General features: G+C 74.2%; 15 protein-coding genes. 5 read left to right on the forward strand and 10 right to left on the reverse strand.

Going from position 1 to position 13,792, the window contains the following annotated elements; all coding sequences use genetic code 11:
• Positions 1-65: 65 nt before the first annotated feature.
• A complete protein-coding gene (locus VT52_RS23115; RefSeq protein ID WP_046424876.1) occupies positions 66-1,709 on the forward strand; it encodes an APC family permease in 1,644 nt (547 codons plus the stop codon).
• A gap of 172 nt (positions 1,710-1,881) precedes the next feature.
• Here VT52_RS23115 and VT52_RS23120 read toward each other — a convergent pair whose 3' ends face one another.
• Positions 1,882-2,160, reverse strand: coding sequence for an ArsR/SmtB family transcription factor (locus VT52_RS23120; RefSeq protein WP_046424874.1), 279 nt, complete (start codon positions 2,158-2,160; stop codon positions 1,882-1,884).
• A gap of 46 nt (positions 2,161-2,206) precedes the next feature.
• Here VT52_RS23120 and VT52_RS23125 point away from each other — a divergent pair, with 46 nt between their 5' ends.
• On the forward strand, positions 2,207-3,220 hold the full coding sequence (locus tag VT52_RS23125) for a cation diffusion facilitator family transporter (protein WP_046424872.1): 1,014 nt from the start codon (positions 2,207-2,209) through the stop codon (positions 3,218-3,220).
• Positions 3,221-3,222: 2 nt separating this feature from the next.
• Here VT52_RS23125 and VT52_RS23130 read toward each other — a convergent pair whose 3' ends face one another.
• Together VT52_RS23130 and VT52_RS23135 are read right to left on the reverse strand one after the other, a co-directional pair.
• Positions 3,223-3,780, reverse strand: a complete 558-nt coding sequence (locus VT52_RS23130) for a YbaK/EbsC family protein (RefSeq protein WP_046424870.1) — start codon at positions 3,778-3,780, stop codon at positions 3,223-3,225.
• A 43-nt stretch (positions 3,781-3,823) separates the two neighbouring features.
• A complete protein-coding gene (locus VT52_RS23135; protein WP_046424868.1) occupies positions 3,824-4,396 on the reverse strand; it encodes a helix-turn-helix domain-containing protein in 573 nt (190 codons plus the stop codon).
• Between the two features lie 108 nt (positions 4,397-4,504).
• Between VT52_RS23135 and VT52_RS23140 the strand changes: the two genes are divergently transcribed.
• Positions 4,505-5,362: a DMT family transporter gene (locus tag VT52_RS23140; protein ID WP_046424866.1), complete on the forward strand. Its 858-nt coding sequence runs from the start codon at positions 4,505-4,507 to the stop codon at positions 5,360-5,362.
• Between the two features lie 5 nt (positions 5,363-5,367).
• Here the strand turns inward: VT52_RS23140 and VT52_RS23145 are convergent, their stop codons facing one another.
• Positions 5,368-6,132 (reverse strand): acyltransferase, encoded by a 765-nt coding sequence (locus VT52_RS23145; RefSeq protein WP_046424863.1) that lies wholly within the window; start codon positions 6,130-6,132, stop codon positions 5,368-5,370.
• Positions 6,133-6,240: 108 nt separating this feature from the next.
• Here VT52_RS23145 and VT52_RS23150 point away from each other — a divergent pair, with 108 nt between their 5' ends.
• Positions 6,241-6,768: a gamma carbonic anhydrase family protein gene (locus VT52_RS23150; protein WP_046424861.1), complete on the forward strand. Its 528-nt coding sequence runs from the start codon at positions 6,241-6,243 to the stop codon at positions 6,766-6,768.
• Positions 6,769-6,773: 5 nt separating this feature from the next.
• Here the strand turns inward: VT52_RS23150 and VT52_RS23155 are convergent, their stop codons facing one another.
• Positions 6,774-7,424, reverse strand: coding sequence for a DedA family protein (locus tag VT52_RS23155; RefSeq protein WP_046424859.1), 651 nt, complete (start codon positions 7,422-7,424; stop codon positions 6,774-6,776).
• Between the two features lie 235 nt (positions 7,425-7,659).
• Between VT52_RS23155 and VT52_RS23160 the strand changes: the two genes are divergently transcribed.
• A complete protein-coding gene (locus VT52_RS23160; RefSeq protein WP_206306590.1) occupies positions 7,660-8,667 on the forward strand; it encodes a lysylphosphatidylglycerol synthase transmembrane domain-containing protein in 1,008 nt (335 codons plus the stop codon).
• Positions 8,668-8,776: 109 nt separating this feature from the next.
• On the opposite strand, the gene VT52_RS23165 is transcribed toward VT52_RS23160, so the two are convergent.
• The 5 genes from VT52_RS23165 to VT52_RS23185 all read right to left on the reverse strand — a co-directional run.
• A complete protein-coding gene (locus VT52_RS23165; protein WP_046424857.1) occupies positions 8,777-9,853 on the reverse strand; it encodes a class I SAM-dependent methyltransferase in 1,077 nt (358 codons plus the stop codon).
• Positions 9,850-11,028 (reverse strand): glycosyltransferase, encoded by a 1,179-nt coding sequence (locus VT52_RS23170; RefSeq protein WP_046424856.1) that lies wholly within the window; start codon positions 11,026-11,028, stop codon positions 9,850-9,852. The genes VT52_RS23165 and VT52_RS23170 overlap by 4 nt, the downstream gene beginning before the upstream one ends.
• The gene (locus VT52_RS23175) at positions 11,025-11,828 is read right to left on the reverse strand and encodes an alpha/beta fold hydrolase (protein ID WP_046424853.1); all 804 of its coding nucleotides are present in this window, start codon (positions 11,826-11,828) and stop codon (positions 11,025-11,027) included. The genes VT52_RS23170 and VT52_RS23175 overlap by 4 nt, the downstream gene beginning before the upstream one ends.
• Before the next feature lie 3 nt (positions 11,829-11,831).
• On the reverse strand, positions 11,832-12,149 hold the full coding sequence (locus tag VT52_RS23180) for an acyl carrier protein (RefSeq protein WP_046424850.1): 318 nt from the start codon (positions 12,147-12,149) through the stop codon (positions 11,832-11,834).
• Positions 12,146-13,792: 4'-phosphopantetheinyl transferase superfamily protein (locus tag VT52_RS23185; protein ID WP_143070904.1), on the reverse strand; the 1,647-nt coding region annotated here is incomplete at its 5' end. The genes VT52_RS23185 and VT52_RS23180, both read right to left, overlap by 4 nt.

A 13,792-nucleotide genomic window follows, 5' to 3' on the forward strand; every position in this document is an offset into this window, starting at 1 on the left:
ACCGTTCCTAGCCTGTGGCCTCCCTCCCCGTTAAAACCGCGTTTACGATCTGAGAGGCCACTTGCATGACGAAAGTCGACCAGGCTGCACCGGTAGCCACGAGTGAGACCGGGGGTCTGCGCCGCGACGTCGGACTCATCGGCCTGATGTGGGCCTCCGTGGGGTCCATCATCGGCTCCGGCTGGCTCTACGGCGCCGAGAAGGCCGTCGTCGTGGCCGGCCCCGCGGCGATCATCTCGTGGGTGATCGGCACGGTGGCCATCGTCCTGCTGGCGCTCGTGCACGCCGAGCTCGGCGGCATGTTCCCGGTGGCGGGCGGTACAGCGCGCTACCCGCACTACGCCTTCGGCGGCCTGGCCGGCATGTCCTTCGGCTGGTTCTCCTGGCTCCAGGCGGCCACCGTGGCCCCCATCGAGGTCGAGGCGATGATCGGCTACGCCGGTCACTGGAAGTTCGCCCAGGGGCTCCAGGGCACCGACGGCACGCTGACCACCAGCGGAATCGTTACCGCAATCGTGCTCATGGCGGTCTTCGTCGGCGTCAACTTCTTCGGCGTCCGCGCCCTGGCGCACACCAACAGCGCCGCCACCTGGTGGAAGATCGCGATCCCGCTCGCCGCGATCTTCATCATCGCCGCCGGCAACTTCCACGGCTCCAACTTCACCTCGGAGGGCTTCGCCCCCTTCGGCGCCAAGGGTGTGCTGGGTGCCATCAGCTCCAGCGGCATCATCTTCGCGCTGCTCGGCTTCGAGCAGGCGATCCAGCTGGCCGGTGAGAGCCGCAACCCGCAGCGCGACCTGCCCCGCGCCACGCTCGGCTCGGTCGCCATCGGCGCCGGTATCTACATCCTGCTCCAGATCGTCTTCATCGCCGCCCTGCCGCACGCCTCCTTCGCGCACGGCTGGGGGAAGCTGGCCTACGCCGGCATCAGCGGCCCCTGGGCGGGCCTGGCGACCGTGGTCGGCCTCGGCTGGCTGGGCTGGGTGCTCTACGTCGACGCGATCATCTCCCCCGGCGGCACCGGCCTGATCTACACCACCGCCACCTCTCGCGTCTCCTACGGGCTGGCCAAGAACGGCTACGCGCCGAAGGCGCTCACCAAGACCGACAAGCGCGGCGTGCCCTGGATCGGCCTCATCGTCTCCTTCGTCACCGGCATCGTCTGCTTCCTGCCCTTCCCGAGCTGGCAGGAGCTGGTCGGCTTCATCACCTCGGCGAGCGTGCTGATGTACGCGGGCGCTCCGCTGGCCTACGGCGTCTTCAGCGACCGCCTGCCGCACTTCGAGCGTCCGTACCGGCTGCCCTTCGGCAAGTTCATCTCGCCGCTGTCCTTCGTGGTCGCCAACCTGATCATCTACTGGAGCGGCTGGAACACCCTGTGGCGGCTGGCCTTCGCCATCCTCCTCGGCTACGTGCTGATGGGCTCCTACGCCCTGTGGGCCAACCTCAAGGGCAAGCCCGACGCGCCCCGGATGGACTTCAAGGCCGCGCAGTGGCTGCCGGCCTACCTGCTGGGCATCGGCCTGATCTCCTGGCAGGGCAGCTTCGGCGAGGGCAGCCAGGGCAACATCAAGCTGTACTGGGACATCCTGGTCATCGCCGCCTTCTCCCTCGGCATCTACTACTGGGCCAAGGCCACCGCCTCCAAGACGGAAGCGATCGAACGCAGCATCGACGAGGTCGTCGTGACGGACGCGCCCGCGCACTGATCACGACCCCTTCCCCGGTGCCCCGCCAGCCGCTCCCCCGGCCGGCGGGGCACCGTCGTGTCACGGGGCGGGCGCCAGGTCCCGGGCCCGGGTTCCCGCACGCGGCTCCGCCGGTCCGGGAACCCGGGCCGCCCGGCCTGCCGGGGGCCGACGCCCGGTGGGACGGCCCCGCCTACCGGCCGCCCTCCGTCCGCCGCTCCGCGAGCCGGTGGTACGCGGTCCGCAGAGCCTCGTCCACCAGGCGGCGCAGGTGACCGTGGCGCAGGGAGTAGACGACCCGGCGGCCCTCTTTGCGGGTGTCGACCAGGCCGGCGAGGCGGAGGCGGGCCAGGTGCCGACTGACGGCCGGGCGGGCGGCGCCGCAGGCTTCGGTGAGGGTGGTGACGTCGGCTTCGCCCGGGGTTCGCTGATGCGCGGGGTGCGCAGGTGAGAGGTGCATGTGTGCGCTCATACGCACATAATGACCCGGTGGGCGCCCCCAGCAGAAGGGGTCTCCCGTGAGCGACCACCACGACCACGGCCCGCACCGGCACGGCACCTCCGCACCGCGCCACCGCCTGGCCCATCTGCTCACCCCGCACTCCCACGGGAGCGCCGACAAGCTCGACGCGGCGCTGAAGTCCTCGGCCCAGGGCCTGCGCGCCCTGTGGATCTCGCTCGCCGCGCTGGCGCAGGTGGGGGTGGTGGCCGTGTCCGGCTCGGTGGCGCTGCTCGGCGACACGGTGCACAACGCCGCCGACGCGCTGACCGCCGTGCCGCGCGGCATCGCCTTCGTACTGGGGCGGCGCGCGGCGAACCGGCGCTTCACCTACGGCTACGGCCGCGCCGAGGACCTCGCGGGCCTGGTGATCGTGCTGACCATCGCCGCCTCCGCGGCCTTCGCCGCCTGGGTGGCCGTCGGGCGGCTGCTGGACCCCCGCCCGGTCGTGAACGTGCCCGCGGTCGCGCTGGCCGCGCTGACCGGCTTCGCGGGCAACGAGTGGGTGGCCCGGTACCGGATCCGGACGGGTCGCCGGATCGGCTCGGCCGCGCTCGTCGCCGACGGGCTGCACGCCCGTACCGACGGCTTCACCTCGCTCGCCGTGCTGCTGGGCGCGGCCGGCTCCGCCCTCGGCCTCCGGCTCGCCGACCCGGTCGTGGGGCTGGCCATCACCGCGGCGATCGCGCTGGTGCTGTGGGACGCGGGGCGCGAGGTGCTGCGGCGGATACTGGACGGCGTGGACCCGGCCCTGGTGGACCGCACCGAGCGGGCGGTGCGCGCGGTGCCGGGCGTAGACCGGGTGGGCGGGCTGCGGCTGCGCTGGATCGGGCACCGGCTGCGGGCCGAGCTCTCGGTCGAGGTGGACGGCGAGGCCACCCTGCGGCAGGCGCACGCGATCGCCGTGGAGGCCGAACACGCGCTGCTGCACGCCCTGCCGAAGCTGTCGGCCGCGCTGGTGCACGCGGCTCCGGCACCGGCGCCGGGCGAGCGCGGCCCCCGTCCGGCGCCGGCCCACCACCTCACCGGCTGAGGTCAGGCAACGCTCAGTCCGTCCAGCACCACGGCACCCGGCAGCTGGGCGAACACCTTGCCCGGTACCAGGAGTTTGCCCCGCCTGCGGCCGCTGCCGACCAGGACGTACGGCAGGTCGACGACGGCCGGGTCCACCAACAGGGGCCAGTCGGCGGGCAGTCCGATCGGGGTGATGCCGCCGTACTCCATCCCGCTGCGCCCCGTCGCCGTCTCCATCGGGGCGAACGACGCCTTGCGGGCGCCGAGTCGACGGCGGACCGCGCCGTTGACGTCGGCCCGCGCGGTGGACAGCACCAGGCAGGCGGCGAGCGTGGTCTCGCCGGCCCGCTTGGCGGCGACCACCACGCAGTTCGCCGACCGCTCGGGCAGGTCACGGCCGTAGTGCTCCACGAAGACGGCGGTGTCGGCCCAGTCCGGGTCGGTGTCGACGTACAGGACACGGTCGGCCGGAATCCCCGCGGACCAGTTCCGTACGGCCTCGGCCACCGGCTCGGCCAGGTCGGCCAGACAGTCGGTCACCGGGGTCGCGGTCTCGAAGTCTCCGATGGGTGCGCGCATGGCCGCACGCTAACAAGGCGCGGCGGCCGGGCGCGGGCACGTCTCACTGCACGGGCGGCACGGAGACGGCCATCATCATCTCCATCGGGACCTCGCCGCGGTTGGCGTAGACATGCGGGACATCGGCCTCGAAGGTGGCGCTCGCGCCGGTCGGGACCAGGTGGTCCTCGCCGTCGACCGTGAGGGTCAGCTCGCCCGCCGTGACATGGACCAGTTCGACCGTGCCGGACGGATGCGGCTCCGCCGGGCTCTCGTCACCGGGCATCAGCAGCCAGTCCCAGATCTCCAGCGGGCCGGGGGCCTCGGTGCCCGCCAGCAGCCGGTTGTAGCTGCCGGACGCGGTGTGCCACAGCCGCACCGCCCGCTCGGCGGGGACGATACGGACCCGGGGGCCGCGCTCGTAGTCGAGCAGGGTGGTCACGCTGACGCCGAGCGCGTCGCCGATCTTGACGATGGTGCCGATGCTCGGGTTGGTGCGGGCCTGCTCGATCTGGATCAGCATCCCGCGGCTGACACCGGCGCGGGCGGCGAGCACGTCCAGGGTGAAACCGCGCACCGAGCGCCAGTGCCTGACGCTGCGCGCCAGGGACTGGGTCAGCAATTCGAGGTCCGACACGTTCCGTCCAAAATCCGAGATGGTTCAATTTAATGGATGACGTAGTTCAGCGTACTGAACTACGGTGGAGCGCACCCGTTCGTTCAACAAACTGTACTGCGAGGCATCGTGACGGCCATCTTCGCCCTGACCACCAGCCTGTTGTGGGGGCTGGCCGACTTCGGCGGCGGCCTGCTGACACGACGCACGCCCGCGCTCACCGTGGTCGTCGTCTCGCAGACCGTCGCGGCGGCCGTCCTCGGGGCGGTCGTCGTCGCCACAGGTGCCTGGAGCGCGGCCGGGCCCCGGCTGTGGTTCGCGTTCGCGGCGGGCCTGGTCGGCCCGATCGCCCTGCTCGCCTTCTACAAGGCCCTGGCCCTCGGCCCGATGGGCGTCGTCTCACCGCTCGCCACACTCGGCGTCGTCGTACCCGTCGGCGTGGGCCTGTTCCTCGGCGAACGCCCGGGGCTGCTCCGGCTCGCGGGCATCGCGGTCGCCGTCGCCGGGGTCGTCCTCGCGGGCGGCCCCCAGTTGCGGGGCGCGCCGGTGGAGCGGCGCACGGTCCTGCTGACGCTCGTCGCGGCGCTCGGCTTCGGCACGGTGTTCGCCCTGATCGGCGAGGCGTCCACCACGGTCACCGGCCTGTACCTGTCGCTGTTCGTACAGCGGCTGACCAATGTCGCGGTGGGCGGCGCCGTACTCGCCGCCTCCCTGCGGCGCGGCGGCTCCGCCCTGCCCGAGGGCGGCTTCCCCTACCGCTCGCTGCCCGCGCTGGCCTTCGTCGGTCTCGCCGACGTCGCGGCCAACGGCACCTACGCCACCGCCGCCCAGCACGGCCCGGTCACCGTGGCCGCCGTCCTCGCCTCGCTCTACCCGGTGGTCACCGCGCTGGCCGCCCGCGGCTTCCTCAGCGAACGGCTGCGCGTCGTCCAGGCGGCGGGCGCGGGCCTCGCGCTGGTGGGCACGGTGCTGCTGGCCACCGGCTGAGGGCCTCAGCCCTCGGGCTCCAGTTCGGCGAGCCGGGCCACCGCGGACTCGTCCAGTCCGGCCAGCGCCCGCAGCTGCGCCGGGGTCGTCCCGTCCGGGATCGGGACCGGCGCCGGGGTCCGCAGCGGCGGCTGCCAGCCGTCCTCGGGCGTCCAGCGCCGTACGACCCTGGCGGGGGCGCCGGCCACCACGGCGTGGTCGGGCACCGTGCCGCGCACCACGGCACCGGCCGCGACCACGACGTTCCGGCCGATCCGCGCGCCCGGCAGGATGACCGCGCCGGTGCCGATCCAGCAGCCGGGGCCGATCTCCACGGGCTCCATGCGGGGCCACTGCCGTCCGATGGGCTCGTGCGGGTCGTCGTAGGAGTGGTTGGTGGAGGTGACGTAGACGTACGGCCCGAAGTAGCAGTCGCGGCCGATGGTCACCGTGGTGTCCGCGATGACATGGCTGCCGCGGCCGAGCACCACGCCGTCGCCGATGCGCAGGATCGGGTCCGGACCGAGGTCCAGGTCGGGCATCAGACCGGCGGTCAGGGTGACCTGCTCGGCGATGATGCAGTGGGAGCCGAGCCGGATCCAGGGCTCGCCGAAGACCGTGCCGAGCGGGAAGGCGAGCCGGGTGGCCTCGCCGATGGCGCCGAAGCGGAAGCGTCCCGGGTGCTCCGCCGAGACGGAGCCGGTCCGCTGGACCCACGCCCAGGCCGCGTGGACGGCACACTGGGCGAGGCCACGGCACCAGGATGAGAACGTGTTCTTGCGCTTCGGCACGGGGTCACGTTACTCACGGGTCGCGTCCGGCGAGAGGCCGGACCGCTGTGATCTTCGCCCCACCCCCTGTCGTACCGTGCGGGTACCTATCGACGCGAGGAGACGGTGATGACGCAGCGGGCACTGGTCACGGGCATCGGCGGCAGAGAGCCGCGGATCGACGCGGAGGCGTTCGTGGCGCCGACCGCCTCGGTGATCGGGGACGTGACGCTGGGCGCGGGGGCGAGTGTCTGGTACGGCGCGGTGGTGCGCGGGGACGTCGAGACGATCACCGTGGGGGCGCGGGCGAACGTGCAGGACAACGTGACGCTGCACGCCGATCCCGGGTTCCCGGTGACGATCGGCGAGCGGGTGTCCATCGGGCACAACGCCGTGGTGCACGGGGCGACGGTCGAGGACGACTGCCTGATCGGGATGGGCGCGACCGTGCTCAACGGGGCGGTGATCGGGGCGGGTTCGCTGGTTGCGGCGCAGGCGCTGGTGCCGCAGGGGATGGTGGTGCCGCCGGGGTCGCTGGTCGCGGGGGTGCCGGCGAAGGTGCGGCGCGAGCTCTCGGCCGAGGAGAAGGAGGGGGTCACCCTCAACGGCACGCTGTACGCGGACCTGGCCCGGACGCACAAGGAGGTGCACCGCTAGGGAGGTCAGTCACCGGCGCGCACGGGTTCCGCCGCCGGCTGGGACGGTTCGCGCCGGGCCTTCTTCGCCCTGCGCTTGACGACCAGCATCGTCGCCAGGCCCAGGAGGACCGCGGCGGCGAGGCCCACGTAGGAGAACTTCTTCAGCCAGCCCTCGGCGACCACGCCCACGTAGTAGACGGCGGCGGTGGTGCCGCCGGCCCAGCAGATGCCGCCGAGGACGTTGGCGATCAGGAACTTCCAGTAGGGCATGTGCAGGACGCCGGCGAGGGGACCCGCGAAGATGCGCAGGAGGGCGATGAAGCGGCCGAAGAAGACGGCCCACATGCCCCACTTCTGGAAGGAGCGCTCGGCGGTGGCCACATGGGCCTCGCCGAAGTGCCTCGGGAACTTCCGTCCCAGCCAGGCCAGCAGCGGGCGGCCGCCCTTGCGGCCGATGGCGTAGCCGATGGAGTCGCCGATCACCGCGCCCGCGGTGGCGCAGACGCCCAGGATCAGCGGGTCGATGTGGGAGTGCTGGGAGGACATCAGCGCCGCGGAGACCAGGACGATCTCACCGGGCAGCGGGATGCCGAGGCTCTCGACGCCGATCACCAGGGCCACCACGGCGTAGACGGCTACCGCCGGGACCGAGTCGAGCCATTCCTGGACGTGCACCGCGGGATCCTCCCCTGCCGCTGATCTTGCCCGGAAGCGCTGTGTAAAGCGCTCCCCAAAGAAGGCTACCCGGTCGGCGGTGAACGGCCGCCCGGCGTACACCCTCCGGGCGGCACCGGCTCGCCCCCGGGCATTGGGTTCACGGACACCCCGGTGTCATCCGGCGCGGGAAGGCTCCCCCCGGTTTCGCCCGCACCGCCTGCCCCCGGGCCCGCCGCGGAAGGACGACGTCCCCGTGTCCGCACCGTCCCCCCTCCTGACCGCTCCCGACGGCCCCCGGCCCGGTGCCCCCGGCCGGACCGCCCGGTCGGTCTCCGGCCGGTCCCTGCGGCTGGCCCTGTGCCTGGCACCGCTGCTGATCGCGCTCTGCTGGGCCGTCGCGAACCGGTCCGTGGTGCACGAGGGGGTGCGGCGGCTCGTCGCGGCCGATCCCCGCTGGCTGCTGGCCGGGCTCGGCTGTACGTGCCTGACCTGGGTGGCGGCCTCCTGCGTACGGCAGGGCGCGCTGCCGGACCGGTTGCCGGCGGGGCTGCTGCTGGCCTCGCAGTTCGCCGCGGGTGCCGCGAACCACGCACTGCCCGGCGGGCTCGGCGCGCACGCCGTCACCGTGCGCTTCCTGCGGGCGCGGGGGGTGCCGCTGGACCGGGCCACCGCCTCGATCGGCCTGTACTCGCTGGTCAAGGGCACCGCGAAGACACTCGTGCTGCTGGTGTTCCTGGCGCTCTCGCCGGCCTGGCGGCGCCTGGGCGATCTGGTGCCGGACGGACCGGACCTGGTGCCGCTCGCGTCGGTCGCGGGCGGGGTGGTCACCGGGACGGGGGTGCTGCTGACGGTCGTACGACCGCTGCGGCGGCCGGTGACCGGGCTGGTGCGCACCGCGCTGGCCGGTGTCCGGGTGGTGCACGCACGGCCCTGCCGGGTGCTGGCGCTGTGGGGCGGGGCGGTGGCGATGCCGCTGGTCCAGGCGGGCGCGCTCGGCTGTGTCGGGGCCGCGCTCGGGCTCGGGCTGTCCTGGGCGGAGGTGGCGCTGGCGTTCCTGGCGGCCGGCACGGCGGTCGGTGCCGCGCCGGTGCCCGGCGGGCTCGCGGTGGACGCGGCGCTGCTGTGGACGCTGGTCGCCTTCGGCGCGGAGCCCGCCCCCGCGACGGCGACCGTGATCGGCTACCGGGTACTGACGGACTGGCTCCCCCTGCTGCCCGGCGCCCTCGTGCTGTCGGCACTGATCCGGGCCAAGGCGCTCTGACCGCGCCCCGCCCACCCGTACGGAGCCGAGACCGGCGCTCCCGGCGGCCGGCGGGCTCGCGGCGGACGCGGCGCCGGTCCGGGTCCAGGTGCTCCGACGCGCGGGACGTTCATTCCCGGCGGGCGACCAGGCGGTAGGCGTTGGCGAGGTGGAGGCGCTGGGCGAGCGGGCGGATCGCGAGGCGGTCGAGGAGGGTGGCGGTGAGCAGGGCGGGCACCCCGGCGAGCAGGAGCGCGCCGCGCAGCGCCCGCCACGGGGTACCGGGGGGCTCGGGCAGCCAGGGGGCGTCCTCGCGGGGCGCGGCGTGGTCCAGGGCGAGCCAGACGGCGGCGAGCAGATCGACCGGGTCGTGCGGTTCGGCGTGCTGTTCGGCGAGGACCGTGAAGCCGAGTTCGGTGAGCCGGCGGCGCAGGTTGCCGGCCGGGATGAAGTGCAGGTGCTGCGGCTGGAGCCAGGGCAGCCACCAGCGGCCGAGGAGACGGGCGTAGCGGCTGTCCGGGTCGGGGACCTCGACGAGGAGGTGGCCGCCGGGGCGTACGGCCTGGTGGGCGGCGCGGAGTTCGCGGTCGGGGTCGGTGCTGTGCTCCAGGTAGTGGAACATGCTCACCACGTCGTAGCGGGCGGCGAGCTCCGGGGCGAGGTCCGGGAACGCGCCCCGGTGGGCCTGGTCGACGCGGCCCTCGCGGGCGGCGAGTTCGACGCCGTCGGTGAAGTCGAGCCCGTCGAAGGAGGTGCCGGGCAGCACGGCGCGGGCGCCGGCGCAGAAGTGGCCGTGCCCGGTGCCGACGTCCAGCCAGGTCTTCGGGGCGGGGTCGTACGGCAGCATCGCGCGGGCGCGGCCCTCGTACATGGCGGTACGGCGGCCGAAGGTGCCGCTCATCCGCTGCTCGCCGAGACCGTCGTAGAAGTCCCGGTAGTAGAACTCCAGTCCCGCCTCGGTCAGTTGCGGGTTCTGGAAGACGTGCCCGCAGTCGGCGCAGCGGTCGAGGGTGAAGCGGCCCGGCTTGTGCTGGAGCAGGTCGGTGGTGCGCAGGCGCTCGCTGAGCCGGCCCGAGCCGCACCAGGGGCAGGTGGTGCGGCGGACGCCGAGGAAGCGGGCGGGTCCGGTGGCGAGATCGGCTCGGTAGGCGGGGCGCAGGGCGGCGACGCGTTCGGCCCTCGCCCGCTTTTCGCTGGGGTCGCTCATCGGCTCTCCGTTGCCAGTCGTTCCAGGTGGGCGGCCGCGGCGGGGGCGCCGCCGGCCGCGCGGAAGGCGGTGCGGACACGGGCCGCGGCGGCCCGGTGGGCGGGGTCGTGCAGGACGGTGTCGAGGGCCGTGCCCAGCCGGTCGGCGGTGACCCGGCCGAACTTCACCCGGAGCCCGGCCCCCGCGTCCACGACCTGCGCGGCGATCACCGGCTGGTCGTCCCGGATGGGGGCGACGACCAGCGGGACGCCGTGCCACAGCGCCTCACACACGGTGTTGTGCCCGGCGTGGCAGATCACCGCGTCCATCCGCTCCAGCAGGGCGAGTTGGGGCACGGAGGGCAGGACCAGCACGTCCTTGCCGCCCTCCTCGGCGGGCAGCACCCCGCCCGGGTCGACGAGTACGGCCTGCACCCGGTCGGCGCGTTCGCGCAGCGCCTCACGGCAGGCGGTGAGGAACCGGCCGCCCGCGTCGGCGTTGGCGGTGCCCAGGGTGACCAGGACCTTCGCCCGGCCGGGAGACAGCCACTCCCAGGGGAAGGGCTGGTCGGGGCGGCCCGCGAGGGAGGGCCCGACGTAGTGGACGTGGGGCGCCGACGGGGCCTGCGGGCCGACGAGTTCGGGGCTGCTGAAGACCAGCAGGAGGTGGGGCGAGGAGCGCGGGTCGGCGGTGGCCGAGGGATCGCCGAGGCGGTCGCGCAGTTCGGCCAGCCGCTGCCGCAGCCACTCGGCGACCTTGGGCAACCCGTCGTAGGCGCCGCTGAATTCGGCCGAGGTGGTCGCGGAGGTGGCCCACGGCAGACCGAGCCGCTCGGCCACCAGGGCTCCGGCGAAGGCTTGTTGGTCCGCGACCACCACGTCCGGGCGGAACTCCTCGACGGCCCCGCGCACTCCGGGCGCCATCGCGTCGGCGAGCGGCAGCAGGTACCACTCCCACAGGAACTTGAGCGCCTCCGCGCCGCGCAGGTCCGGCGGGCGCTCGACGCCCGCGCCACCCGGCACCGGGCCCGCGCAGCCGAACACCGGGGCGCCGGAGCCCGCGAGCCGGTGCACCAGGCCCGGGTCGGCGCAGGCCCAGGCCACCCGGTGACCGCGCGCGGCGAGCCGGTCGGCGACCCCGACGGCCGGGTTGATGTGGCCGGTCAGCGGCGGTACGACGAACAGGAAGCCGCTCACCGGACGACGCCCGCGCCGGCCCGGATCAGGTCCAGGATGTGCCCGCCGACCGCGCCCGGTGCCTCCACCAGCACCGAGTGCTCGTGCCCCGGCAGCAGCACGGACCGGAAGTCCGTCAGCCGGGCCTCGTGCAGCGGGATCAGGTCCGCGAGGTCGGAGTCGCCCCCGTAGATCCCGAGGACCGGGCAGCGCACGGCACCGATCTCGGCCTCGGTGTGCACCCGGCTGGCGGGGATGTCCCGGCCGAGGGTGGTCTCCCGGGCGAGCCGGGCGGCGCCCTTGGCGAGGCGGGCGGTGTTGTGGCCGCGGTTGGCGGTGATCCAGGCGATCGCGTCCCGTTCGTTGTGGACGAGCTGGGTCACGACGCGGTGCAGGATGCCGCCGAGCTTGCTCGCCCAGGCCGGGGTCGCGGGTTCGGACTCCACGAGGGTGAGGGTGGCGACGCGCTCGGGGGCGCGCGTCGCGTAGCCGAACGCGACGGTCCCGCCGTAGGAGTTGCCGACGAGGTGCACGGGCCCGGTGACACCGAGGCGGTCGAGGAGTGCGGTGAGGTCGTCGATGCTGTGGTCCAGCGTGTAGCCCCTGGCGGGGCGTTCGCTGCGGCCGTGGCCGCGCAGGTCGTACATGAGGACGTCCAGTCCGGCCGCGGCGAAGCCGGGGGCCACGGTGAAGTAGTAGCTGGCCAGGCTGTCGGTGAGCAGCCCGTGCACCAATACGACCGTGCCGTGCGGGGTGCCGCCCCCGGCGGGGGCCATGCGCTGGACGTGCAGCCGGACGCCGCCGGCGTCGACCATCGCCATGGCTCAGCCCGCCTGCGCGCCGCGCAGGCTGCGGACCACGTACTCCACGAGCCTGCCGACGGTCAGTCCGATGATCTCCTCGAACTCCATCCCGGCGAGGAACTCGGCGAGGTTGACCCGGCCGCCGTACCTCTCCTCCATCAGCCCGGCCAGGGTGACCAGGTCGATGCTCTCCAGTTCCAGGTCGCGGTTGAAGGTGGTGGACATGCCGATGACCGTGTCGTCGTCGCCGTACTCGGCCAGGACCTCGCGGAGCATGCCGGTGATGTCGGCGAGGACGGCGTCGGGGGCCGGCTGGGTGGGGATCAGCGGGGGGTTCATCGGGGGGTCTCCTCGGCTGCGGGATCGTGGGGTGCGGCGGCTTCGAAGGCGGGCCGGGCGGTGGGGGCGGTGGCGGGCCCGGTGGTCCAGGCCACCACGTACGCGCGGGGTGCCAGGGCGGGCGGGTTGGCCACCCGGGCGCAGTGGACGGGGTAGGCGCGGTCGAGCCGGCCGGAGACGAGCAGCCGGCTGCCGTCGGGGGCCGCCTCCAGAACCCTGAAGTCCCGCGGCCGGCCGCCGAATCCGGTGCCCTCGGCCTTGGCGACGGCTTCCTTGGCGGCCCAGAACCGGGTGAACCACTCCGCCCGCGGACCGGGCTGCGCGCCGAGCAGCCGGAGTTCCTCCGGTCCGAGCGCCGTGGCGAGGGTCGCGGGCCCGCGTTCGGTGACCTCCTCGATGTCGATGCCGACGCCGGTGCCGCGGTCCGGCCCGTGGTGCGGGCCGTGCGGCCGTACGATCGCCACGCCCGCCTCGGCCCGGTGCGCGAGCGAGACGTCCAGCGGGGGCAGGCTCCGGCCGTGCACACCGGTGACGCGGGGGCGCCCGGCCGCGTCGTTGTGGACCTGGATCTCGGCCGGGAAGACGGGCCCCTCGCCCTGCTCCCAGAGCCACCGCCGCACCGCGTCCTTGACGGCGATCCGGCCGAGCAGCCACTGGCGGCGGCCCCGTGGCGGGTGGGCGGCGTACTGCGCACGCTCCGCGCCGCCCAGCGAGTTGCGCATGATCAGCTCGCGGGAGGCGAGGTCGGGCCAGCGTTCGTGCAGCAGCGTCCAGCCGCCCGGCTGGAGGGCGGAGAGGGTGTGGCGCTCGGGGAAGCGTTCGACGGGGCGGGTCGTCGGGTCGTTGTCGAAGCGGCGGTCCTGCCAGCCGTCGAGCACGGCCCACACCCGGCCGCCGACGCCGAGTTCGGCGTCGGCTTCGAGGAGCGTGTCGGTGAGCGAGGTGATCCGCACCAGGCAGTCGACGGGGGTGCCGGGCGCCGGGTGCGGACCGTGGAACGTCATCCGCCGCATCTGCACGGGGAAGACGACGGTCCGCTCGGTGCGGGTCGCCATGATCCAGTACCCGAGCAGCTGGCCCACGTTGTCCAGCAGGCCGCCGGGGGCGGCGGGCGCGGTGATCACCCCGCGCACGTGCCGGTCGCCGATCGCGGACAGTTCGGTCAGGCCCTGGAACCCCGGGCCGTGGAACATCCACCGCTCGCGGTAGATCTGCGCGGCGGTGTGCTCGGGACGGCGCTCGGGGGCCTTCGGGCGGGGCGCGGGTGCGGGCGGTGCCGGATGGCGGGGGGCGAGTTCGACCACGGCGCGGGCGGTGGGGCCGAACGCGACGCCGAGGTGGTGCGGCCGTCCGGGGACCGGGGTGACCATGATCGGTACGTCCACGGCGGGCACGGCGGTGAGCCACCGGTCGAACCGGGCACCGTGCACGGCCACCGCCCGCATCCCGGGCGCCGCCGCCTGCGCCGCGTCCATCATGTGCCGCACGATCGTGGTCGCGGGCACGACCGGCCAGCGGTCCTCCAGGTCGGGCCAGCCGGGGCGTTGCGGGTAGAAGCAGTGGTCGAGGAGGTGGGGCATGGTGTGGACGGAGACGTGGAGGGTGGTGGTCGTGGGGGGTGGCGGGGGGTACGGCGGGGCGGC

This window comes from Streptomyces malaysiense, from assembly GCF_000980885.2.
GTDB classification, from domain to species: Bacteria; Actinomycetota; Actinomycetes; order Streptomycetales; family Streptomycetaceae; genus Streptomyces; species Streptomyces malaysiense.

Bases quoted from the DNA above. Each gene is read 5' to 3' on its own strand.
- VT52_RS23120 (WP_046424874.1), bottom strand. From the start codon at position 2,160: ATGAGCGCACACATGCACCTCTCACCTGCGCACCCCGCGCATCAGCGA.
- VT52_RS23180 (WP_046424850.1), bottom strand. From the start codon at position 12,149: ATGAACCCCCCGCTGATCCCCACCCAGCCGGCCCCCGACGCCGTCCTC.
- VT52_RS23175 (WP_046424853.1), bottom strand. From the start codon at position 11,828: ATGGCGATGGTCGACGCCGGCGGCGTCCGGCTGCACGTCCAGCGCATG.
- VT52_RS23150 (WP_046424861.1), top strand. From the start codon at position 6,241: ATGACGCAGCGGGCACTGGTCACGGGCATCGGCGGCAGAGAGCCGCGG.
- VT52_RS23130 (WP_046424870.1), bottom strand. From the start codon at position 3,780: ATGCGCGCACCCATCGGAGACTTCGAGACCGCGACCCCGGTGACCGAC.
- VT52_RS23165 (WP_046424857.1), bottom strand. From the start codon at position 9,853: ATGAGCGACCCCAGCGAAAAGCGGGCGAGGGCCGAACGCGTCGCCGCC.
- VT52_RS23115 (WP_046424876.1), top strand. From the start codon at position 66: ATGACGAAAGTCGACCAGGCTGCACCGGTAGCCACGAGTGAGACCGGG.